Origin of the sequence: Glycomyces dulcitolivorans (assembly GCF_003265355.1) — a bacterium.
In the GTDB taxonomy this organism is placed as follows: Bacteria; Actinomycetota; Actinomycetes; order Mycobacteriales; family Micromonosporaceae; genus Glycomyces; species Glycomyces dulcitolivorans.
Map to the genome: position 1 here is coordinate 1 of NZ_QFRW01000092.1, position 23596 is coordinate 23596.

19 protein-coding genes are annotated in these 23596 nt (G+C 71.7%); 12 read left to right on the forward strand and 7 right to left on the reverse strand.

Features of this window, described 5'->3' with window-relative positions; genetic code table 11:
* The coding region (locus DI269_RS10810) for an AfsR/SARP family transcriptional regulator (protein WP_198667321.1) at positions 1–2649 on the reverse strand (2649 nt) is incomplete at its 3' end.
* A gap of 78 nt (positions 2650–2727) precedes the next feature.
* Positions 2728–4818: an MMPL family transporter gene (locus tag DI269_RS10815; protein WP_112135651.1), complete on the reverse strand. Its 2091-nt coding sequence runs from the start codon at positions 4816–4818 to the stop codon at positions 2728–2730.
* Positions 4819–4938: 120 nt separating this feature from the next.
* Here DI269_RS10815 and sigJ point away from each other — a divergent pair, with 120 nt between their 5' ends.
* Entirely contained in the window at positions 4939–5826 is an 888-nt protein-coding gene (sigJ, locus tag DI269_RS10820; RefSeq protein ID WP_112135653.1) for an RNA polymerase sigma factor SigJ, read from the forward strand.
* 196 nt (positions 5827–6022) lie between these two features.
* A complete protein-coding gene (locus DI269_RS10825) occupies positions 6023–7285 on the forward strand; it encodes an MFS transporter (RefSeq protein ID WP_112135655.1) in 1263 nt (420 codons plus the stop codon).
* 185 nt (positions 7286–7470) lie between these two features.
* Here DI269_RS10825 and DI269_RS10830 read toward each other — a convergent pair whose 3' ends face one another.
* A complete protein-coding gene (locus tag DI269_RS10830; protein WP_112135657.1) occupies positions 7471–8229 on the reverse strand; it encodes a hypothetical protein in 759 nt (252 codons plus the stop codon).
* A gap of 296 nt (positions 8230–8525) precedes the next feature.
* Between DI269_RS10830 and DI269_RS10835 the strand changes: the two genes are divergently transcribed.
* Positions 8526–9245, forward strand: coding sequence for a hypothetical protein (locus DI269_RS10835; RefSeq protein ID WP_112135659.1), 720 nt, complete (start codon positions 8526–8528; stop codon positions 9243–9245).
* Here the strand turns inward: DI269_RS10835 and DI269_RS10840 are convergent.
* Together DI269_RS10840 and DI269_RS26575 are read right to left on the reverse strand one after the other, a co-directional pair.
* Entirely contained in the window at positions 9224–9658 is a 435-nt protein-coding gene (locus DI269_RS10840; RefSeq protein WP_112135661.1) for a CBS domain-containing protein, read from the reverse strand. The two genes, DI269_RS10835 and DI269_RS10840, sit on opposite strands and share 22 nt — an antisense overlap.
* A gap of 87 nt (positions 9659–9745) precedes the next feature.
* On the reverse strand, positions 9746–10366 hold the full coding sequence (locus DI269_RS26575) for a helix-turn-helix transcriptional regulator (protein ID WP_332871941.1): 621 nt from the start codon (positions 10364–10366) through the stop codon (positions 9746–9748).
* A 169-nt stretch (positions 10367–10535) separates the two neighbouring features.
* Here DI269_RS26575 and DI269_RS10850 point away from each other — a divergent pair, with 169 nt between their 5' ends.
* The 4 genes from DI269_RS10850 to DI269_RS10865 all read left to right on the forward strand — a co-directional run bounded on the left by DI269_RS10850 (position 10536) and on the right by DI269_RS10865 (position 15252).
* The gene (locus DI269_RS10850) at positions 10536–11744 is read left to right on the forward strand and encodes a PucR family transcriptional regulator (RefSeq protein ID WP_157974898.1); all 1209 of its coding nucleotides are present in this window, start codon (positions 10536–10538) and stop codon (positions 11742–11744) included.
* 133 nt (positions 11745–11877) lie between these two features.
* Entirely contained in the window at positions 11878–14022 is a 2145-nt protein-coding gene (locus DI269_RS10855) for a carbon starvation CstA family protein (protein WP_112135665.1), read from the forward strand.
* On the forward strand, positions 14019–14207 hold the full coding sequence (locus DI269_RS10860; protein WP_112135667.1) for a YbdD/YjiX family protein: 189 nt from the start codon (positions 14019–14021) through the stop codon (positions 14205–14207). The genes DI269_RS10855 and DI269_RS10860 overlap by 4 nt, the downstream gene beginning before the upstream one ends.
* A gap of 91 nt (positions 14208–14298) precedes the next feature.
* Complete coding sequence (locus DI269_RS10865) at positions 14299–15252, forward strand: hypothetical protein (protein ID WP_112135670.1); 954 nt, start codon at positions 14299–14301, stop codon at positions 15250–15252.
* On the opposite strand, the gene DI269_RS10870 is transcribed toward DI269_RS10865, so the two are convergent.
* Together DI269_RS10870 and DI269_RS10875 are read right to left on the reverse strand one after the other, a co-directional pair.
* Positions 15249–16457: an ROK family transcriptional regulator gene (locus DI269_RS10870; protein ID WP_112135672.1), complete on the reverse strand. Its 1209-nt coding sequence runs from the start codon at positions 16455–16457 to the stop codon at positions 15249–15251. The genes DI269_RS10865 and DI269_RS10870 overlap by 4 nt on opposite strands.
* Positions 16458–16540: 83 nt before the next feature.
* On the reverse strand, positions 16541–17773 hold the full coding sequence (locus tag DI269_RS10875) for an ROK family transcriptional regulator (protein WP_112135674.1): 1233 nt from the start codon (positions 17771–17773) through the stop codon (positions 16541–16543).
* Between the two features lie 140 nt (positions 17774–17913).
* Between DI269_RS10875 and DI269_RS10880 the strand changes: the two genes are divergently transcribed.
* From DI269_RS10880 to DI269_RS10900, 5 genes are read left to right on the forward strand one after another with little or no spacing between them, the layout of a single operon-like run.
* Entirely contained in the window at positions 17914–19590 is a 1677-nt protein-coding gene (locus DI269_RS10880; protein WP_112135677.1) for an ABC transporter substrate-binding protein, read from the forward strand.
* 34 nt (positions 19591–19624) lie between these two features.
* On the forward strand, positions 19625–20614 hold the full coding sequence (locus tag DI269_RS10885; protein ID WP_112135679.1) for an ABC transporter permease: 990 nt from the start codon (positions 19625–19627) through the stop codon (positions 20612–20614).
* Between the two features lie 12 nt (positions 20615–20626).
* Entirely contained in the window at positions 20627–21604 is a 978-nt protein-coding gene (locus DI269_RS27725; protein WP_112135681.1) for an ABC transporter permease, read from the forward strand.
* Complete coding sequence (locus tag DI269_RS27730) at positions 21601–22491, forward strand: ABC transporter ATP-binding protein (RefSeq protein ID WP_112135683.1); 891 nt, start codon at positions 21601–21603, stop codon at positions 22489–22491. Before DI269_RS27725 ends, DI269_RS27730 begins: the two co-directional genes overlap by 4 nt.
* The gene (locus tag DI269_RS10900) at positions 22488–23396 is read left to right on the forward strand and encodes an ABC transporter ATP-binding protein (protein ID WP_112135686.1); all 909 of its coding nucleotides are present in this window, start codon (positions 22488–22490) and stop codon (positions 23394–23396) included. Before DI269_RS27730 ends, DI269_RS10900 begins: the two co-directional genes overlap by 4 nt.
* Positions 23397–23596 lie beyond the last annotated feature (200 nt).

A 23596-nucleotide genomic window follows, 5' to 3' on the forward strand; every position in this document is an offset into this window, starting at 1 on the left:
CTCGCGGTCCCCGGCCGCCAGGTGGGCGTCGCCGAGGCGGTGCCGCGCGGCGGCGGCGCGGAAGCGCTCGCCGGAGCGGTCGAGCAGCTCGGCGGCGCACCGGTAGGACTCGATCGCCTTGGCATGCTCGCCGAGCCTGGCGTACGTGAACCCGAGGCTGTCCAGTGTGGTCGCCTTGCCGTCCGGGTCGCCGAGTTCCCGCGAGAGGTCCAGCGCCTCAAGGAAGGAGGCGACGGCCAGGTCGTGCGCGCCCAGCTCGGCGTGGCTGTACCCGACGTTGTTCAGAGCCCGCACCTGCCCGTGCCGGTTCCCGGCGGCCCGGAACAGGGCGAGGCTCCGCCCGGCGTAGGCGAGCGTGGTCGTGAAGTCCCCGGCGGCCTCGCTGATGAGGCACCGCACCGAGTGCACGTTCGCCTGCCCGTCGAGGTCGTCCAGGGTCTCGAAGTGCCGCAACGCCTCCAAGAGATTCGCCTCGGCCTCCGCGTGGTCGCCGAACCTGATCTGAGCGGCGGCCAGCCCGTGATGGGCCAGCGCCACGGCCTGCGCGTCGCCCGAGCGGTCGGCCGCCGCGACCGCGAGGCGCTGCGTCGCCAGCCACGCCGACCCGAGTCCGGTGCGCCGCAGGTGCGTCGCGAGCTGCCGTGCGAGCTGCCAGGTGTGCCGGTCGCATCCGCGGCGGTAGGCGGCGTCCACGGCGTTGACGAGCGCGGGCCGCTCGGCCTCGAACCAGGCCGACGCCTGGGCATGGCTCTCCGGAACCAAGACCAGTGCCCCCGGTACGGGATCGGGGAGGCGGATCGGACTGCGGTGCGGGGCCAGGATGCGTTCGGCCGCACGGGCGGTGTGCAGGTAGTGGTCGAGCAGGCGGCGCGTCGCCGCGGACCGGTCCTCGGGACTGTCGAGCGCCTCGGTCAGCTCGGCGGCGTAGGCGGCCAGCAGGTCGTGGAGGTCGAACCGGCCGGGGGCGTGCTCGGCGACCAGCTGCATCCGGCGCAGCTCGCGGAGCCACCGCGTCGCGGTCGCGACCGGGACACCGGCGAGGCTCGCGGCCGTCTCGGCCGCGAACCCGGGTCCCCAGTGGAGCCCGAGGAGCCGGAACATGCGGGCGGCCTCGGGGGTCAGCTGCCGGTAGGACCACGAGAAGACGCTCCGCAGGTCCATCGCCGCGTCCGGGCTCTCGAACGCGTCGAGCCCGGTCTCGCTTTCGAGTTCGGCCGCAAGGAAGGCGAGCGGGAAGTCGGGCTGGACGGCGGCGCGGGCGGCGACCATCGCCAGCGACAGCGGGAGCCCGGCGCACCGCTCGACGATCCGCGCGGCCGCCTCCGGCTCCTCCTCGACGCGTGCGGTGCCGATCCGGCCGGCCAGCAGGTCGCGGGACTCGGCGGCGTCGAAGGCGTCGAGCGTCAGCAAGTGTGCTCCATAGTGGATGACCAGTCCGGCGAGCTGGGTCCGGCCGGTCACGACCGTGGCGCATCCGTCCGCGCCGGGCAGGAGCGGGCGCACCTGCGCCTCGTCGCGGGCGTTGTCGAGCACGACGAGCATCCGCCGGTCCGCCAGGAGACTCCGGTACAGGGCCGAGCGGGCGTCGGCCTCGGCCGGGATGCGGTCGGCCGGAACCTCAAGGGCGTCAAGGAATCGCAGCACGGCGTCGGCCGGATCGACGGCCTCGCCGGTGGGCTCGAACCCGCGCAGGTTCAGGTACAGCTGCCCGTCCGGGAACCGGTCCTTGACGCGGTGCGCCCAGTGCACCGCCAGCGAGGTCTTCCCCGCCCCGGGGATGCCCGCGACGGTCGCCACCAGCGGCCCCGGCTTCTCCAGGAGTCCGTCCAGATATGCCAGTTGTCCGGCCCGCCCGGCGAAGGCGGCCACGTCGCCGGGCAGCTGCCTGGGAAGGGGCGCAACGGTCTTCGCCTCGCCGCCCGCGCCGTCCAGGAGCCGCTTGTGCTCCCGCTGCAAGACCGCGCCCGGTTCGATGCCCAGCTCCTCGACCAGGTGCCTGCGGGTCCGCTGGAACACCTCCAGGCCCTCGGCGGTCCGCCCGCCGTCGTGCAGCGCCGCCATGAGCAGCTGGGCCGGGCGCTCGCGCAGCGGATGCTCCGCGGCCAGCACCGACAGCTCGGGGATCACCGCTTGGGGCGCACCGGAACGCAGGTCGAATGCGATCCGGTCCTCGGTCGCGGCGAGCCGCTCGTCCTCCAGGCCCTCGACGACCGTCCCGGCCAGCCAGTGACCGGTCGCATCCGCGAGCGCGGGCCCCCGCCACTCCGCCAGTCCCGCCCGCAGCAGCGCCCCGGCCTCCGCGGCCGGGCCGGTGCGGGCCCGCTCGACCAGGTCCCGGAAGCGGTACAGGTCGACGCGGTCGGGATCGCAGGTCAGCCGCCACCCCTCGCCCACGGTCGTGATCGCGACCGTCGGGTCCGCCGCCACCAGCCCCCGCAGCTTCGTCACGTGCACCCGCACGGCGTTGCGCGCCGACGCGGGCGGCTCGGTCGCCCACAGCGCCGCGATGAGCCGCCCGACCGGGACCACCCGGCCGAGGTCCAGCAGCAGCATCGCGAGCACCGCCCGCTGCTGCGCGGTCGTGGCGCCCTGCGGCCGCCCGCCGTCGAGGATCTCGACCGGCCCGAGAACACGGAACCCGATGGTCACTTGCACCTTCCAATCGACCATATGGTTCCACGCGCCGATCGGAACGGGCGGTTGCGCCCCGCGAGGGGCGCAACCGGTTCACCTGGTCGCGGACGCCGGTTCGCGGTCCGGTTCGGCCGCAACGGGTTCCTGCGCGCGGAACAGTCGGCTCGGCCACCACATCCAGCGGCCGGTGTCCAGCGTCAGGGCCGTGACCAGGATCGAGCGCACCACGAGCGTGTCCAGCAGGACCCCGAACGCGACCGCGAAGCCCAGTTCGGCGGCGAACACCAGCGGCAGCGAGCCCATCGCCGCGAACGTCCCGGCCAGCACCAGGCCCGCCGAGGTGATCACCCCGCCGGTCGCCGACAGGCCCTCCAGCGCCGCGCGCTTCGTCCCGATACTCGGCGCCAGCTCGCGCACGCGCGCCACCAGGAAGATGTTGTAGTCCACCCCGAGCGCGACCAGGAACACGAACACCAGCAGCGGGAACGACGCCTCCGCGCCCGCGAACCCGAAGACGTGCTCGAACACCAGGGCGCTGACGCCAAGGGCCGCACCGAACGACAGCACCACCGTCGCGATGAGCAGCAGCGGCGCCACCAGCGCCCGCAGCAGCAGCGCCAGGATGAGGAACACCGTCGCCAGCACGATCGGGATGATCACCGTCGAGTCCCGCGCGGCCGCCTCCTGCGTGTCGAGCAGGACCGCGGTGCTCCCGCCGACCAGCGCGTCGCCGCCGACCGCCTCGCGGGCGCGCTCGACCGTCGCCAGCGCCGCCTCACTCGTCGGGGAGTCCTCCAGCTCGGCGAGGATCAGCGCCTCCGAACCCGCGACCACCGGTTCGGCTGTGCCCGCGATCCCGTCGACGTCGGCGAGCAGCGCGGACACGTCCGCGGCGTCGGCGACCGCCGTGATCACGTACACCGGGTCGCCCGTCCCGGCCGGGAAGTGCTCGGCCAGGACCGCCTCGCCGGTGACCGACTGCGGCTCGCTCGTGAACTGGTCCCGCGCGGCCAGCCCGTCGGCCTTCAGCTCCAGGACCCCGATCGCCATGGCGCCCAGCACCACCGCGGTGCCGACCCACACCAGGCGCGGCCGCTTGGCGACCATTGCCCCGACGCGGGTCCACACCCCGGCCCGCTCCGCACGAGCCGTCCCGTACTTCGGCTTGACCGGCCAGAACACCCAGCGCCCGCACGCCACCAGCACCGCCGGCATGAGCGTCGTCATCGCCAGCAGGCCCACGACGATCCCGATCGCGCAGGCCGGGCCCATGCCCTGGGTCGACTTCAGGACCGCGAACATGAGCAGCATGAGGCTGACGGCCACGGTCGCCGCGCTGGCGACGATCGCCGGGCTGGAGCGGCGCAGCGCCTCGGCCATCGCCTCGTGCCGGTCCTCGTGGCGCCGCAGCTCCTCGCGGTAGCGCGAGATCAGCAGCAGCGCGTAGTCGGTGGCGGCGCCGAAGACCAGCACCGTGAGGATGAAGCTCGTCTGGTTGTTCACCACCAGCCCGGCGTGCTTCGCCAGCAGGTAGATCACGGCCTCGGAGCCGACGAGCGCGCCGCCCGCGGTCAGCAGCGGCAGCAGCGGGAGCACCGGGCTCCGGTAGGTGAGCAGCAGGATCGCGACGACCACGAGCGCGGTGATCGCGGTCAAAGCGCCCGAGCCGCTGAACGCCTTGATCGAGTCCGAGGCGTTCCCGGCCGGGCCGGTGACGTAGAAGTCGAGCCCCTCGGGCCCGCCCTCGGCGGCCTCGGTCATGTCGTCGACGATCGCGCCGAGCCCGTCCCAGCCCTCCTTGCCCTTGTGGACCGGGACGACGATCTGAATCGCCTCCCCGTCCTCGGACACGAAGGGCCCCTGCGGTTCCCCGTCCACGCCGTCGAGCGAGGCGAACGCGGCCGCATCGGCTTCGGCCTTCGCGAGGTCGGCGTCCTCGACGCCGCCGGGCCGCTCGTAAACCACGATCGCGGGCACCGTGCCCGCGGGCATGAAGTCCTCGACCCGCTCGGCGACCTCGGTCGACTCGGCGTCGGCCGGGAGCCACGCCGAGTTGTCGTTGTCCTCGACCTCGCCGAGCCGCCCGGCGAGCATCCCGGCCGGGACGAGCAGCGCGATCCACACGGCGATGACCGCCCATTTCGCGCGCCGCCCCGCGGGCAGGGCCATGAGTTTCCGTAGCATTCGGAGTCCTTTCCAGGTTCTGCACACCCGACGACGCACCGCCCCCGAACGTGAGGGACCGGGCGCACCTCACATTCGGGGGGCCTGCGTCGTCGGAGGGACGTGAGCGAGAGTGGACCCATGGACGAACCCGACGGCCTCGCCGCCGTCATGAGCGAGCGGCGCCAGCTGCTGAACCTGGCGTACCGCCTGCTCGGCTCCCTCGCCGACGCCGAGGACGCCGTGCAGGAGACCTATGCGCGCTGGTACGCCATGCCGCGCGAGCGCCAGGACGAGGTCGCGTCGGTCGGCGCGTGGCTGACCACGGTCGCGAGCCGCATCTGCCTCGACCAGCTCGGCTCGGCCCGGGCGCGGCGCGAGCGGTACGTGGGGGAGTGGATCCCCGAGCCGGTCCCCGGGCAGTGGTCGCAGGGCCGCGTCCCCGACGACCCGGCCGACCGGGTCACGCTCGACGAGACCGTGTCGATGGCGTTCCTGGTGGTCCTGGACGCCATGACCCCGGCCGAGCGCGTCGTGTTCGTCCTCCACGACGTCTTCCGGTACCCGTTCGCCGAGGTCGCCGGCATCGTCGGCCGCTCGACCGAGGCGTGCCGCCAGCTCGCCTCCTCCGCCCGGCGCCGCATCCGCGACTCCCGCCCCCCGGCCGCCGCCCCGGCCCGCGCCGACCTCGTGCGCGACTTCAAACTCGCCTGGGAGGCCCGCGACATCGCCGCGCTCGTCGACCTCCTCGACCCGAACGCGGCCATGACCGCCGACGGCGGAGGCCTCGTCGGCGCGGCCCTGCACCCTGTCGAAGGCGCCGAGGCGATCGCCCGCTACATGCTCGACCTCGCCCGCTACGCCCCCGGCCTGGAGATCCTGGAGCGCATCGTCAACGGCCAGCCCGGCCTCGTCGCCCAGCGCGACGGCGCCGTCGCGGCGGTCGCCGCCTTCGACACCGCCGCCGACCGCGTCACCCGCATCTGGGTCGTCCGCAACCCCGACAAGCTCCGCCACTGGGCCGCCTGAGGACCCCGCGACCGCATACGCCGCGCATACGCCCGGTATACGAGCTGCTCACGGAACCGTTGCGCCCGTTGACAGGCCGGTGCGGATCGGGTTATCTTGCCGCAGATCCGAACGAAGCGCCGACGGGAGCCCGGGCCGAGTCGGATCCAGGTCTGAAGGACCTGCACATCACTCCATAACGCCGACAAGGGAACCCATGACCGAGCGCACCGCCCGATTCCGCGACGTCCTCGCCGTCCGCGAATTCCGCTTCCTGTGGATCGCCCAGGCCCAGTCCCGCGCCGGCGACCAGATCGCCCGCGTCGCCGTGGCGCTCCTGGTCTTCGACCGCACCGGCTCGGCGGCCTACACCGCCCTGACCTACGCCCTGACCTACCTGCCGCCCTTGATCACCGCACCGCTCCTGGCCGGCCTCGCCGACCGGTACTCGCGCCGCGCCGTCATGGTCATCGTCGACCTCCTCCGCGCCGTCCTCATCGGACTCATGGCGATCCCCGGCGTGCCGCTCCCCGTCCTCGCGGTCCTCCTGGTCGCCGTCACCTGCCCCGAGCCGCTGTTCTCGGCCGCGCGCGTCGCCACCGTCCCGCGAACCCTCCCGGGGAACCTCTTCCCGGTCGGGATGAGCATCATCACCTCCACCGACCAGATCGCGCAGATCGCCGGATTCGCCTTGGGCGGCATCGTCGTCGGCGCCTTCGGGCCGCAGACGGCGCTGGCGCTCAACGCCGTCACGTTCCTGATCTCGGCCGCGCTCCTCCAGTGGGGCGTCAGCCCGCACCTGCCCGAGCAGGACGGCACCAGCTCCAAGCGCGGCAGCGGCTTCGCCCTGGCCGGCATCAAGCTCGTCGTCGGGAACCGGCACCTGTTCGCCATCGCCGGTCTGGTGTGGATGGTCGGCTGCTTCGTGGTCGCCGAGGCGCTCGCCGCGCCCTACGCCGCCGAGATCGGCGCCGGCGAGGAGGCCGTCGGCATCCTCATGGCCTCGGTCGTGGTCGGCACCGCCGTGGGCGCGCTCCTGGTCGCCAGGCTCAACAGCGACTGGCGGCGGCGCCTGACGGTGCCCCTGGCGGTCGCGGCGGGCGTCCCCCTCATGGCGACCGCGGCCGCGCCGCCGCTGTGGCTCACCGTGGTGCTGTGGATGATCGCGGGCGTCTTCCACGCCTACATCGTGCTCGCCCAGGTAAGGTTCGCGCAGTTCATCCCCGACGGCATGCGCTCGCGCGCCATCGGCTTCGCCTCGGCCGGCCTCCAGACCGCCCAGGGCCTCGGCATCGCGCTCGGCGGCCTCCTCGCCTCCGCGATCTCGCCGTCGGTCGCGATCGGCATCTTCGCCGCCGCGGGCTCCCTCGGCGCCCTCGTCATCGGCCTCACCACCCGCATCGACCGCGAGGAACCCGAAACCGAAGCGCCCCAGCCGGCCCCCGAACCCGGAGGCGAAGCGGTCAAGGCAGGTTCCTAGTCGTCGTCGCGGTGGAGATCGGCCACGTCGCTGATCTCCAACTTCCTCAGCGCACGCCTCATCGTCTGCTTCCTCTCGCCTAGGGGAGGAACGCGACTCGCGAGCACCGAAGGCTCGACCGCGTCCCGGCGCAGATCCTGCACCGGGCGCGCAGAGGAAAGATGGGGCGAAGCTGGGGCGGCGCCCTAGGCGGTGAAGCGCACGTCCGCGAAGCCCGCGGTGAACTGCTTGCTCTCCTCGGCGTCGAGCATCGTCACCTCGAACCGCACCCGCGACACGGCCGAGACGTCGAGCTCGAAGGCCTCCAGGCCGCCGTAGGCGAGCTCGGCGCTCCACACCGGGTCGGTCACGTTCGGCACCGAGTAGATCGCGACCGACACCTGCATGTCGGTCGCGTCCGAGTTCTCGTCGATCCCCGCCAGGCCCGAGAGCGTCACCGCCCCTTCGGGAACGAGGAAGTCGATGTACCCGCCCGCCGTGTCGGTCGCGTTGCCCTTGGCCATCCCGCAGTTGAACCCGCGGCTGTACGGGTCGCCCGCGTACTGCACGGCCTGCTCGGCCCAGTTGCCGTACCCGTAGTCGTCGCACGCACCGGTGTCGACGGCGTTCTCCAGGACCAGGAAGCCGCTGGCGTCCTCGGCGGCCGGATCGCCCGAGGGCGCGTCGGACGCCTCCAACTCGTCGATCTGGCCCTGGAGCGCCTCGATCTCGGCGTTGCCGTCGTCGACCTCCTCGACCAGGTTCGTGATCTCGACCGAGAGGTTCTGCTCCTGCTGCTGGGACTGCTTGGCCTCGTCGTTCTTCGCCAGCGCGATGAACACGGAGATCACGGCGGTCACCGCCAGGACGGCTTCGAAGGCGAGCCGGGCGCGGTTGGCGGTGACGCGGCGCTTGCGTGGGGGCTTGTCCTTGACCGGGGGGTCCATGACGGGGGGCTGGTCCATGACGACTCGTCTCCAGACGGGAGCATCCGGCACAATCGGTGCTCGTGGGCACGGGGGAGTCTCGTGACCGGAATGCGGCGGCCGCCGCATTCCTTGGGCGCCAACGAGACCCGCCTCCAAAATGGTCCCACGAGGACGGTCACTGCCGGTCGGCCCACCGTCACTCGACTGATCGGCCGCCGGAGAGCGCCTTTCGCCGGGCGTTCCAGGCGACTTGGAGGGTTGCGGCCACGGCCGGGACGTCCGTTGCGATGGTCGTGCGGCGCCGGGGAGCGGGGCCGTTCTAAGCTGCGCCCATGCCGAACTCCTCATACCTGTGCGCCACCGGCCCCGCGTCGCTCTACCCCTCGACCACCGACAAGGACTTCCGGCCCGACACCGACGTCGTCGCCTACGACGTGCGGTGCGTGCCGCTGCTGTGGCTCGCGATGTTCCGGCCCGACGACCTGGTCACCCAGACGATCGTGATCGAGCCCGACCCGGACGCGGTCTACTACGAGTTCGGCCCCGACGGCGACTTCGTCCAGATCGACACGCCCGCAGGCGACGACGAGGAGGAGATCGTCGAGGCCACCGCGCCGCTGACCGGCCGGGAGAACGCCCTCGCCCAGCTCGACGCCGCCGTCCCCGTCCTCAACCGGCTCTTCGCCGCCGAAGGGCCGCTGGACGAGCACGCCGCGATGCTCCGCCGCGCCGTCGCCGCCGCCCCCGGCGAACACGTCACGATCGAGCTCGACGAGATCGAGGGCCTGTGGGAGCCCGGCACCTTCCAGCCCGCGCTGCGCGCCGCGCTCGCGGTCTTCGACGGCGGGACCGACCCCGCGACCGGCCGCGCCCACCTCGTCGAACTCGCCCAGCTGCGCGAAGGCCGGCCGTTCCCGCCCGCGCGGCTGCTCCTCGACGACCACGGCGAGGTCGCGGACGACGACTACTGGAACTTCGTCCGCCTCCTGGGCGCCGACTTCAGCGCCCCGGTCCCCTGGGAGCCCGGCGCTCAGCCCGCCCCGGAGATGTAGCCCTCCAGCTGCTCCCGCTCGAATTCGAGCTGCCCGATGCGGCTCTTGACGACGTCGCCGATGCTGACGATGCCCACCAGGGCCCCGCTGTTCGTGACGACCGGGACGTGCCGGATGCGCCGCTCGGTCATGAGCACCATCAGGTCCGCGATCGAGTCCTCCGGGACCCGCGTGTGCACGCTCGATGTCATGATCTGCGAGACCGGCGCCTCCAACAGGCCCGGATCGGCGTGGAGCCCCCTGGCGACGTCGCGCTCCGAGACGATCCCGGCGACCGTGGACCCGTCCGCGCTCACCACCAGCGCGCCCAGGTTGTGCTCGTGCAGCTGCGCCACCAGCGTGCGCACCGAGTCCTCCGGCCGGATGGTCACCACCCCGGAGCCCTTGGACCGCAAAATATCACTAATACGCACAGTTGCCTCCCGTGCTGCAGCGAATAGCTTTCCAGCATAGCGGGGACACGGGCCCGGGAACAGCGGCAAACCGGGACGCGATCGCCCTCAGCAGATCAGGCGCGAGCGGAACGCCTCGGCCACCGCGTGCGCGCGGTCGTGGACGCCGAGCTTGCGGAACAGCCGCTTCGCGTGGCACTTGACGGTGTCCACCGACAGGAACAGCTCGGTCGCGATCTGCGCGTTCGACTTCCCGTCGCTCATCGCCCGCAGCACCTGGACCTCCCGCGGCGTCAGCCGATCGGGTCGACTTCCGGGATGCCTGCGGGGCATCGCCGCGGCCGCCCGCACCGCGCCCGGGAACGTCAGGATGATCGACCGGGCCACCGACGCCGTCAGCTGGTCGGTCTCGGCGCCCGGCCCGCACACCAGCGCCCTCGTGCCCGACGCCATCGCCCGCGAGGCCGTGAACGGCGAGATCGGCCCCGTCAGCACCACCTCCGTGAACGGGCTCCGCGCCCGCACCGCGCCCGCGAACACGACCGGGTCCGAACCGGTGAACGCCAGGTCCACCACGACGAGGTCGGCGGGGGAGCGGCGGTGGATCTCCAGCAGCTCGGGCACGTCGGCCGCCGTCGCGACCGAGCGCGACACGCCCATGTGGTCGGCGCACGCGGCGATCCGTCCCCGCGCCTCCTCGGTCGCCAACCCGACGATCATCGTCTCCACCGCAATCCACCCTTTCGCTGACACGCACGGTCCGGCGCCGGTCGCTCACGCCATATAGATTGACGCGTGAGCCCGGATCCGGTCGTTGGCGCGCAGGACAGCGTTTCGGCCCCCGCGTTGTTCCAGGGCACAGCGCCCGCGCAGGGCGGCATCCCCCGAGAAAGCGGAAGTGACAGTGGAGACCATCGAGTCGACCAGCAGGACAGCGGAAGAGGTCATCCGGCGGATCGGCCCGGGCATCGCGGCTATCGCCCAGCGCATCACCGACCGCATCTTCGCGGAGATCCCGATCTACTCCACCGGCGCGGTCGCCACCCCGGCCGACGTCCTCGAATCCGTCACCTCCAACGTCCAGGACGCCTTCGACCGCCTGGCCGGACGCAAGTTCGACCTCGCCTCGGCCGTCAAGACCGGCCGCGTCCGCGCCCAGCAGGGCCTCCCGCTCGCCGACCTCCTCACCTCCTTCCGCATGGGCTACGACGAGGCGTGGGGCGCGATCATCCGCGCCGCCCGCACCGCGCCCGCCATCCCCGCCGAAGAGGTCGTCGACCTGTCCCGCAACTGGTTCCACCTCCACAACCTCGTCGGCGACACCCTCATCCACGCCTACCGCGAAGAGGCCCAGCACCTCCTGCTCACCCGCGAGCGCGAACGCGCCGCCCTCGTCAACGTCCTCCTCTCCAGCGACATCGGCCTCGCCACCGTCGTCGAGGTCGCCGAGAAGCTCCGCCTGCCCGTCGAAGGCGTCTTCGTCGTCGTCGCGGCCGCCACCGGCCTCGGCCAGGACCCCATCCCGCGCGTCGACTCCAACCTCTCGGCCATCGACGTCAGCTCCGTCTGGCACCTCACCCAGGACGCCCTCGTCGGCGTCCTCTCCCTGGAGAACGCCTCCCGCATGCGGCCGGTCCTCGACGTCCTCGGACGCCACGCCTCCGGACCCGTCGGCGTCAGCCCCGTCTTCGCCCCGCTGCGCCGCGCCGCCTGGGCCCTCGGCCTCGCCCGCATCGTCCTGCGCCGCAACACCAACGCCGCCGGCACCGGAACCGTCGAGCAGTTCCGCGACAACCCCATGAACGTCCTCGTCGCCTCCGCACCCGATGCCGCCCAGGAGACCTCGCGGACCATCCTCGGCGGCCTCCTCGCCCTCCCGCCCGACCGCCGCGACCTCCTCCTGGAGACGTTCACCGCCTGGATCGAGTCCGGCGGCTCCGCCCAGGCCACCGGCGAACTCCTCACCTGCCACCCCAACACCATCCGGCACCGCCTGCGCCGCATCGAACTCGCCACCGGCCGCAGCCTCACCCGCCCCGGCGACGTCGCCGAACTCGTCGCCGCCAGCCACGCCTGGACCCAGCTTCCGCCGCAATCCTGGGCCTAGCCACCGCAAGGGATCTTTTCGATATCGGCGGCGCACGACGGTTGATTTACCGGCAATACGTACGAAATACTGGTGACCCGCAACACAAGGCCGCGCACCCCACCGCCCGAGCGGCCGGACTACGGAGGATCCCATGACCACCCCCGGAAGCACCAGAACCAGACCGAACTGGCGGTCCGTCCTCATATGGACGGCCGTCTCCATCGCCGGAGCCGTCGCCTGGGGCGTCATCGCCCTCGTCCGCGGCGAAGAGGTCTCCGCGTTCTGGCTCGTCGTCGCCGCCCTCGGCTCCTACGCCATCGGCTACCGCTTCTACGCCCGCTTCATCGCCCGCAGAGTCCTCAAAGTCGACGACACCCGCGCCACCCCCGCCGAACGGCTCGACGACGGCGTCGACTACCAGCCCACCGACCGCCGCGTCCTCCTCGGCCACCACTTCGCCGCCATCGCCGGCGCCGGCCCGCTCGTCGGACCCGTCCTCGCCGCCCAGATGGGCTACCTGCCCGGCACGATGTGGATCATCATCGGCGTCATCTTCGCCGGCGCCGTCCAGGACATGGTCGTCCTCTTCATCTCCATGCGCCGCAACGGCAAGAGCCTCGGCCAGCTCGCCCGCGACGAGATCGGTCCGATCGGCGGCGCCGCCGCCCTCATCGGCGTCTTCTCCATCATGATCATCATCCTCGCGGTGCTCTCGCTCGTCGTCGTCAACGCGCTGGCCGCCTCCCCGTGGGGCACGTTCTCGATCGCCATGACCATCCCCATCGCGCTGCTCATGGGCTTCTACCTGCGCACGATCAGACCGGGCCGGGTGATCGAGACGAGTCTCATCGGCGTCGCGCTGCTGGTCCTCGCGATCGTCGCCGGCGGCTGGGTCCAGGCCTCAGCCTGGGCCGACGCGTTCACGCTCACCCCGCAGACGCTCGTGTTCTGCCTGGTGGTCTACGGCTTCGTCGCCGCGGTCCTGCCGGTGTGGATGCTCCTGGCGCCCCGCGACTACCTGTCCACGTTCATGAAGATCGGCACCATCGCGCTCCTGGCCGTCGGCGTCCTCATCACCGCCCCGGTCCTCCAGACCGAGGCCGTGACCGACTTCGCGACCAGCGGCCTCGGCCCGGTCTTCGCCGGGAAGCTCTTCCCGTTCGTGTTCATCACCATCGCCTGCGGCGCGCTCTCGGGATTCCACGCGCTCATCGCCTCCGGCACCACGCCGAAGATGATCCAGAAGGAGTCCCAGGTCCGCATGATCGGATACGGCGCCATGCTGATGGAGTCGTTCGTCGCCGTCATGGCCCTGATCGCCGCCTGCGTCCTCGACCCGGGCCTCTACTACGCCATGAACGCCCCCGCCGGCGTCCTCGGCACCACAGTGGAGTCCGCATCCACCGCCGTCGCGAACCTCGGCTTCACCATCTCCCCGCAGGACCTCCAGGCCGCCGCCGACGCGGTCGGCGAGGAGTCCCTGGTCGCCCGGACCGGCGGCGCGCCGACACTCGCGGTGGGCATGTCCGAGATCCTGTCCTCCGTCTTCGGCGGCGACGGGCTCAAGGCCTTCTGGTACCACTTCGCGATCATGTTCGAAGCGCTCTTCATCCTGACCACTGTGGACGCCGGAACCCGGGTGGGCCGCTTCATGCTCCAGGACACCCTCGGGAACGTCTGGAAGCCCCTCGGCCGCGTCGGCTGGAAGCCCGGCCTGTGGGCCACCAGCGCGGTCGTGGTGTGCGCGTGGGGGTACTTCCTCTACGCCGGGGTCAACGACCCGCTCGGCGGCATCAACCAGCTCTTCCCGCTCTTCGGCATCGCCAACCAGCTGCTCGCCGCGATCGCCCTCACCGTCGCGACCACCGTGCTGGTCAAGAGCGGGCGCCTGAAATGGGCCTGGGTCACCGCCGTCCCGCTCGCCTGGACCGCGGTCGTGACGCTGACCGCGAGCTGGCAGAAGGTCTTCTCCGACGACCCGCGCATCGGGTTCTTCGCCCAGCGCGAGCGCTACGCGCAGGCCCTCGACCAGGGCGAGGTCCTCGCCCCGGCCAAGGACCTCGACCAGATGCAGACCGTCGTCACCAACTCCACCGTGGACGGCGTCCTCGCCGCGTTCTTCGCGTCGCTGGTCGTCGTCATCATCCTCAACGCGGCCCTGGTCTGCTGGCGCGCGGTCCGGTCCGCCGAGCCGCTGCCGACGACCGAGGCCCCGTACGTCGAGTCGAAGCTGCTGGTCTCCGCCGGCCACGTCCCCTCCACTGAGGACTCCGTTGCGGAGGAAGACCGGCCGTGACGCCGCGCCGCCTGTACGGTCTCGTCCGGTGGTACCTGCGGGAACTCACCGGCGAGACCGCCTACGAGCGCTATCTGGAACGCCACCGGCGCGCCCACCCGGGCGCGCCGGCCCTCCCGCGGCGCGAGTTCGAGCGCCAGCGCACTGACCGCGGCGACGAGCACCCGGGCGCGCGGTGCTGCTGAGCTAGTTGGCCCGATCTGGGGAGTCTCGTGACCCGACCCCGAAGTTACCGTTGAGTAGTCTTCCGGTCACACTCCCTCGAAAGGCCGACCCATGACGCTCACCGTTGACACCCCTTCCACCGCAACAGGTCGGCGCCCGCTCCTCGGGCTCCGCATCGTCCTGACACTCCAGCTCGCCTACCTCGTCGTCGGCGCGATCTGGCTCTACCCGCTGCTGCTCGAACTGGACGGGATGTCCGGCGACTTCTCCACGGCCGACGCGAACGCGATGACCGCCGGGTACGTCTGGCTCGTCGTGCCCCAGGCCGCGGTGCACCTGCTCGCCGCGATCCAAATAGGACGCACCAAGTGGGGCGGCCTCCTCCTCATACTCTCCCTGGCCGCCACGACGTTCCAGATCGTGAAGCTGATGCCGTGGATCGTCATCGCCGCGCCCTTCGCCCTCGCCCTGCTCCTGGAACTCGCGCTCCTGGTCCGCACGGCCACCCGCGACCGCATCCGCACCGGCGGCGAACCCAAGCGCGCACTCGTGCCCGAACTGGTCGTCGTCCCCGTCGCGGCCGCAATCATCGCGACCCTCCTGGTCTGGAACGGCCAGGTCAACGACCCCGACAACCGGCACCCCGAGCGCTCCTTCGACGGCGCCGAGGCCCCGGCCCTGCTGGAGGAGGCCATCGCCGAACCCCTCGCCGTTCTCCAAGGGGTGGAAGGCTTCCCGGCCTCCAACGGCCACCGCGAGTCGAGCATCGAGTGCTACGACCGGGACGACCTGGACGAGGAGTGGTCGGAGTTCACCGTCGTCTACTGGTTCGAGGAGCACATCGCGACCTCCGGCCCCGGCGCGGACGCCGTCGCGGCGATGCGCGACCACCTCGTCGCCGAAGGCTGGGAGATCACCTTCGACGAGGTGATCGTCATCGACGAGACCATCGAACCCGGGCACCGCCTCACGGCCAGGCGCGGGGACGGCGTCTTCATCGAGTTCGAGGTCGCCGACGGCACCACGCTGCTCGCGGTCCACTCCGGCTGCGTCCGCAACGCCTAAGCGGCGCCCCGCAGTTCGGGATTCGGCGACTCAAGCAGGTTGCGCAGGACCACGGCCGCTCCGCCGAGCGCCGCGGCCTGCGCGACGTCGTCGGCGAGCGCGACCTCCACGGTGTGCACGTGCCGCATGAACACCGACCGGTTGAGCCACTCCTCCAGGACGTCCCGGTACAGCTGTCCCGCCTCCGAGAACGCCTGCCCGGCCAGGACCACCCGGCCCACGTCGAACATGTTCACCAGGGTCACCGTGGCGACGGCGAGGCGCTGCGCGGAGTCGGCGATGAGCGCGGCCGCCTCGGCGTCGCCTTCGCGGGCGGCGCGGCCGATGAGGTTGAAGTCGGTGAGCGTGTCGGCGCCCAGCCCGAGCCGGGCCGCGAGGGCCGGATTCTCAAGGGCCCGTTCGACCACCGGGCGCGGCCCGGCGACCGGGTCGAGGCAGCCGCGGTTGCCGCACGAGCAGTCCGCGCCGAGCGCGTCGACCGAGATGTGGCCGAGCTCGACGCCGTTCGAGGTCACGCCCCGGTACGGGTGGCCGTCGAGGATGACGCCGCCGCCGATGCCGCCGGACATGAACACGACCGCGAAGCTCGACCCCGACCCGCCGAGGGTCTGCACGCCGAGCCCCGCGGCGGTCGCGTCGTTCTCCAGCGCCACCGGCAGCCCGGTCGCCTCGGCGAGCGTCGCGGCCAGCGGGTACCCGGTCCACTCCGGCGTCGGGTGCGGCGTGATCACGACCCCGGCCTCCCGGTCCTGCGGCCCGTACGTGGCCAGGCCGATCCCGAGGACCTTGTCCCCGGGCACGGCCGCGTCCTTGAGCATCGTCCGTACGTGCTCGGCGAGATCGGCCACGACATCGGCCAGGGCCCGCTTGCCGGCCCCGGGCATGTCGTGGCGCACCACGACCCGCCCGGCCAGGTCGACCACGACGCCGACGGCCGCGAACTGGTCGAGCTGCACGCCGACCATGTAGCAGGCGTCGGCCTTGATCCCGATGAGCCGCCGCGGGGTCCCGCGGTTGGCCGGGACGGTGCCGACCTCGTGGACCAGGCCGAGCGCGGTGAGCTTGCGGACCGCGTGCGTCATCGTCGCCGGCGTCATGCCCGTCGCGTCGGCCAGCTCCACGCGGCTGACGGCCCCCCGCTCGCGGATGATGTCGAGCACGACCGCCAGCGTGGGCAGGCGCGTGTCGGCGCCGAACGAGCGCAATGCGGACTCCTTACTCGGGGTGAACGGGCAGGTATCACCTTACTGGACACGCCCGTTCGGTGACCGGGCGAAATCGGGGGAGTTCACGGGGGCGCGGGCTCGCCCTCGCCCGGTCGCGGCGGCGCGCCGATGCGCATGGTCCGCAGCACGTGCAGCGCCCCGCCGAGCGCGGCCGCGCTGGCGGCGTTGGAGGACACGAGCACCTTGGGCCGCACCAGGGCCCGGCTCAAGGCGAGCCGTTCGAGCTCGGCCGCCACATGGTCGCGGTACAGCGTCCCGGCGACCGTGAACGCCGGGCCCGCGAGGACGACGGTGTCGAGGTCGAACAGGTTCACCAGCGTGACGGCGGCCCGGCCGATCCAGCGCGCCGACTGCTCCAGCATCGCGGCCGCGTCCCGGTCCCCCGAGCGCCAGGCGCGGGCGATCCGGTCGAAGTCGTCCAGGGTCCCGTCGCGTGCTCCGGTCACGGCGAACCGGTCGGCGAAGCCGGTGTCGGCGAGCGCCCGCGCGACGACCGCGTGCGGCGCGGCCTCGGCCTGCGCGCAGCCCGAGCCGCCGCACACGCACGGGCGGCTGCTCCCGGTCAGGGCCACGTGCCCGATCTCGACGGCGTTGGAGGCCCGGCCCCGGTAGACCTCGCGGTCGACGATGACGCCGCCGCCGATCCCCGCGGCCATGTAGATGAGCCCGAACGTGTCGGTCTGCGGGGACCCGGCCCACAGCTCGCCGACCGCGGCGGCGGTCGCGTCGTTCTCCAGCAGCACCGGCAGTTCGAGCCGCGCCGCGAGCGCCGCGGTCAGCGGGTATTCGAGCCAGTCGGGTCCGGGCTGCGCCGTGAGCAGCACGCCCCGCTCCAGGTCCTGCGGTCCGTGGGTCACCAGGCCGACCCCGAGCACCCGCTCGCGGGCCACTCCGGCGCGGTCGAGCAGCTCCTCGACGTGCCCGGCCAGCGCCGCCACGGTCGTCTCGGGGCCGCGGCCGCCGGTGCCGGGCAGGTCCGCGGTCGCGACGGGGCCTCCTGCGAAGTCGAGCACCACGATCGTGGTGGTGGTGCGGTCGACCTGGATGCCGACGGCGTGCCAGGCGCCGGGGACGAGTTGCAGGAGCCGCCGCGGCTGGCCGCGGCCGGGCTGCGGGTCGCGTCCGATCTCGCGCACCAACCCGTCACTGATGAGCGGCCGCACGGTGTTGGTGATGGTGGCCGCCGTCAGGCCGGTGCGCTCGGCGAGCTCGACGCGGCTGATGACGCCCTGTGTCCGAAGGAGATCGAGGACGCGTCTGGCCGCGCCGGCGCGGGCTCCGCCCGGTCGGTGCATCTGGCGGCCTCCTCTCGAAGTTCATCGGATCTTATTCTTGACACCTTAAATTTAACAGGTTAATAATTGGCCGGACGCCCAAGCGGGCGCACCCCCTCCAGTTCCGCGGGCGACGGCGCCCCGGACCCGAAAGGACGACGATGTCACCCAAGAACGGATTGCGGCGCCGCGCCGCGGCCGCCCTCGCGGGCGCGGCCGTGCTCGGCCTGGCGCTCACCGGTTGTTCAGGGGCTTCAGGCGGCTCCGGCTCCAGCGACACCCTCGTGGTCTACACCGGCCAGGCCGGCGACTACCAGATCAACTTCAACCCCTTCTCGCCCACCAAGATCGGCGGCATGGGGACGATCTTCGAATCCCTCTTCTTCTTCAACAAGGCCGAGGTCCGCGACCCCGAGCCGCTGCTGGGCACCGAGCAGGCCTGGAACGAGGACGGCACGGTCCTGTCCGTGACGCTGCGCGAGGGCGTGACGTGGACCGACGGCGAGGCGTTCACCGCCGACGACGTGGTCTTCACCTTCGACCTGCTCAAGGCCACCCCCGCGATCAACGGCGGCGGCTACGACGGCACGGCCGCGGCCGTCGACGACACGCACGTGACCCTGACCTTCGCGACGCCGATGTTCACCAAGGCGCCCGACCTGCTCAGCACCCCGATCGTCCCCGAGCACCTGTGGAAGGACGTCGACCCGACCGCCGATGTCGTCGAGGACCCGGTCGGCACGGGCGCCTTCACGCTCAAGGAGTTCAAGCCGCAGGCGTACACACTGGAGGCGAACCCCGACTACTGGGGCGGCGAGCCGAAGGTCAAGGAGGTCCGCTACCTCTCGCTGTCGGGCAACCAGGCCGGTGCCGACGCGATCGCCGCGGGGACCATCGACTGGCAGACCGGTCCGATCCCCGACATCCAGAACACCCACGAGAACTTCCCGAACTACGACGCGTACACGCAGTGGCAGAACCAGATGGTCCTGGGCACCTGCTCCAATGCGGACCTCGGCTGCACCGGGCCGCAGACCGACCCGGCCGTGCGCAAGGCCCTCTACTACGCGATGGACCGCGACCAGTTGAACTCGCTGGCGTTCATGGACACTGCGAACGACGTCTCCCCGGTCTTCACCCTCACCCCGAGCCAGGACCAGTTCGTCTCGGCCGCAATCGAAGAGCCGGTCGCGCCGCAGACCGCGCAGGCCGACACCGCCTCGCAGATCCTCGAAGGCGCCGGCTGGGCCAAGGGCTCGGACGGGATCTACGAGAAGGACGGCGAGCGCCTCTCGCTCACCATCGAGGTCGTCACCGGCTGGACCGACTACATCACCGCCGTGGACACCATCGCCTCCCAGGCGAAGGAGGCCGGCATCGAGATCGACGCCGCCCAGTCCTCGTGGAACGAGTGGACCGACAAGCGCCTCAAGGGCGAGTTCGAGCTCGCGATCGACTCGCTGTGGCAGGGCCCGACGGCCGACCCGTACTACCTGTACAACTACTTCTTCGTCTCCACCGCCACCACCGAGGTGGGGGAGTCCGCGGGGAACAACTACGCGCGCTTCGACAATGCGGACGTGGACGCGGCCCTCGCCGCGCTCTCGTCGCTGCCGCTGGACGACGTGGCGGCCCGCCAGCCGTACTTCGACACGATCCAGGCCGCGGTCTGGGAGGACATGCCGTACGTCCCGATCATGACCGGCGGCACCACCAGCGTGTGGAACACCGCCGAGTTCACCGGCTGGCCTTCGGACGAGGACCTCTACGCGTTCCCGGCGGTCTGGTCCGCCTGGGACTGCGCCGAGATCCTCAAGCACCTCGAACCGCAGGGCTAGAGGGCGCACGCCCCCGAGGAGGAGTCGAGACACGGTGAACTATTTCCTGCGCAAACTGAGCTTCTACGCCGTCGCCCTGTGGGCGGCGCTGACGCTGAACTTCGCCATCCCGCGCCTGCTGCCGGGCAACCCCGTCGACATCCTGCTGGCCAAGCTCCAGCAGCGCGGCGAGACGGTGACCCCGGAGACCCGCAAGGCGTACGCGCTCCTCCTCGGGGGCGACACCGATGATCCCCTGTGGATTCAATACTGGGACTACCTGCGGAACCTCGCCAAAGGCGACCTGGGCGTCTCGGTCAGCTACTACCCGGCCAAGGTCTCCGACGTGATCCTCACGTCGCTGCCGTGGACGGTGGTGCTGGTCGGGGTCGCCACGGTCATCGCGGCCGTCCTCGGCGTGGCCCTGGGCGCGATCGTGGGCTGGAAGCCGGGGACGTGGCTGGACTCGCTCGTCCCCTCCACCACGCTCCTGGCCGCCGTCCCCTACTTCTGGCTCGCCCTCATCCTCGTCTACCTCCTGGCCCGCGTCCTGGGCTGGTTCCCGCTCCAAGGCGGCTACGACGTGGTCCTCACCCCCGGCTGGAACGGCGAGTTCATCGCCTCGGCGATCCAGTACGGGTTCCTGCCGGCGCTGACGATCGTGCTCGCCTCGATCGGCGGCTGGCTCCTGGGCATGCGCAACATGATGGTCTCCACGCTCTCGGAGGACTACATCCTCACCGCCGAGGCCAAGGGCCTGTCGCCGCGGAAGATCCTGCGCTCCTATGCTTCGCGCAACGCCGTGCTCCCCTCGGTCGCCGGGTTCGCGATCTCGCTCGGCTTCGTCGTCTCCGGCTCGGTCATCACCGAGCAGGTGTTCTCCTACCCCGGCATCGGGGGGCGTCTGCTGGGCGCGGTCACCAACAACGACTACGCCCTCATGCAGGGCGTGTTCCTGTTCATCACCCTCGCCGTGCTGGGCGCGAACCTCCTGGTCGACCTGCTCTACGGCATCATCGACCCCCGCACCCGGGCCCGGGCGTAAGGAGCGGCGACCATGACGAACCTCAAGCCCGCCAACACGACTCCCGTCGCGGCGGCCCCCGCCCGCTCCGGCTGGCGCTCCCTCCTGCCGACCATGACCCCCTGGCTCGCGATCGGCCTCATCCTCGTCGCCGGCATCAGCCTGTTCGGGCTCCTCGGGCCGCTCCTGGTGGGCGACCCGCGGCAGATCCGCGACCAGGGCCTGACCCCGCCCTCGGCCGACTTCTGGCTGGGCACCACCCAGACCGGCCAGGACGTGCTCGCGCAGCTCGCCTTCGCGACCCGCGGCTCCCTCCAGATCGGACTGCTCGTCGGCGTCCTCGCCACCGTCCTCTCGGCGTTCTTCGGCATCTACGGCGCCTACCGCGGCAAGTTCCTCGACGACGCGTTCTCCCTGTTCACCAACGTCTTCCTGGTCATCCCGGGCCTGCCGCTGGTCATCGTCATCTCCGGGTTCGTGCCCCGCGAGAGCCGCGGGCTGTGGACGATCGCCGTGGTCCTGGCCGTCACCGGCTGGGCCGCCTCGGCCCGCGTCCTCCACGCCCAGACCCTCTCGGTGCGCCAACGGGACTACGTCGCCGCCTCGCAGGTCTCCGGCGAGAAGCCGTGGCGCGTCATCGTGGTCGAGATCCTCCCGAACCTGCTGCCGGTCATCGCCTCCCAGTTCGTGTTCGCCGTCATCGCCGCGATCCTCGGCGAGGCCGGACTCTCCTACATCGGCCTCGGCGCCTCCAACTCCGCGACCCTGGGCACCATGCTCTTCTACGCCCAGAACGGCTTCGCGCTCTCGCTCGGCGCCTGGTGGTGGTTCGTGCCGCCCGGCCTGATGATCGCCCTGTTCGGCACCGGCCTGTCCCTCGTCAACTTCTCCATCGACGAGGTCATCAACCCCAAGCTCAAGAACCTGCGCCAGCACCGCAGGCGCGCCCGCCGGGCCCTGCGCCTCGAACGCGACCTCGCCCGCACCGCCGCGAAGGAGACCGACCGATGACCACCCCCGACGCACCGGTGCTCACCGTCGACGACCTCACCGTCGTGTACGAAGTGGACGAACCAGTCACCGCCGTCCGCAACGCCTCCCTCACTCTCCATCGCGGCGAGATCCTCGGCCTCGCCGGCGAATCCGGCTGCGGCAAGACCACCCTCGCCTACGCCGTCAACCGCCTCCACCGCCCGCCCGCTCGCATCGCCTCGGGCCGCATCACCTTCCACGACCGCACCGGCGAGGACATCGACGTCCTCGCCCTCGAAGACCGCGACCTGCGGGCCTTCCGCTGGGACAAGCTCTCCATGGTCTTCCAGGGCGCCATGAACGCCCTCAACCCGGTCACCACCGTCCGCGCCCAGCTCCGCGACACCCTCCTCGCCCACCGCCCCCGCATGGGACGCAAGGAGATCCGCACCCGCTCCGAAGACGTCCTCCGCCGCGTCGGCGTCGACCCCCGGCGCCTGGGCTCCTACCCGCACGAGCTCTCCGGCGGCATGAGGCAGCGCGTCATGATCGCCATGGCCATGCTCCTGGAACCCCAGATCATGATCATGGACGAGCCGACCACCGCACTCGACGTCGTCGTCCAGCGCGACATCCTCCGCGAGATCGTGCGCCTGCGGGACGAACTCGACTTCGCCGTCGTCTTCATCACCCACGACCTGCCGCTGCTGCTGGAGATCAGCGACCGCATCGCCGTCATGCTCGAAGGCGAGATCGTGGAACTCGACACCGCCGCGGGTCTGTACCACAATGCGAAGCACCCGTACACGAAGAAGCTCCTGGGCTCCTTCCCGAGCCTCTCGGGCGAACGCGGCGCCTTCATCCGCACCGGCATTGATGAAACAGCGTCCGAGATCGGCGCCGACCTGACCGAGGAGCGAGCATGACCAGCGTCCACGTCGCCGACCTGGTGAAGGACTACACGATCCGCAACGGCCTCAAGCGCACCCGCCTGCGCGCCGTCGACCACGTCAGTCTCGACCTGAAACCCGGCCGCACGGTCGCGCTCGTCGGCGAGTCCGGCTCCGGCAAGTCCACCATCGCGAAGATCCTCACCCGCATGGAGACCCCCACCTCCGGCACGGTCGAAGTCGTCCGCGACGACGGCACCACTGTGGAGAAGGGCGCCTACCGCCGCGAGGTCCAGATGGTCTTCCAGGACCCCTTCGCCTCCCTCAACCCGTTCCACTCCATCGAGCACCACATCGCCCGGCCCCTGCGCATCCACAACCGCACGGCCGCAGGCGAGGAGACCCGCGAACGCGTCCTCGAAATGCTCGAACGCGTCAACCTCACCCCCGCCGCGAACATCGCGCCCCGGCGCCCCCACGAGCTCTCCGGCGGCCAGCGCCAGCGCGTCGCCATCGCCCGCGCGCTCGCCCCCGGCGCCAAGGTCCTCATCGCCGACGAACCGGTGTCCATGCTGGACGTCTCCATCCGCCTCGGCGTGCTCAACCTCCTGGGCCGCCTCCAAAGAGAGGACGACCTCGCCGTCCTCTACATCACCCACGACCTCGCCACGGCCCGCCACTTCTCCGACGAGATCACCGTCCTCTACCGGGGCCGTGTCGTCGAACGCGGACCCGCCGACGCGGTCATCCTCGACCCGCACCACGAGTACACGAAACTCCTCGCCGCCGCCGCGCCCGACCCCGAGCGCCTCGGCCGCGTCACCGCCGACGACAGCGCTTTCAATGACACTGTCGAGCGCGACGCGATCGACAACGGCCGCTGCTACGACCACTTCGCCGGCGAATGGCGCGAAGCGGGCGTCCCCGCCGCCGCCCGCTGAGCCGAACGACCGCACACCCACGATGCTGAGGACCCACATGACCTTCCTTCCCGCGACGTTCCGACCGCTCCACGAGGGTTGGACCCTGACCGCCGCCGCGCTCCCCGCGGACGCGCCCGTCGAGGCCGCGGCGCTGGCCGCCGGCGTCCCGGCCGCCGTCCCGGGCGAGGCGCACCTGGACCTGCGCCGCGCTGGCCTGA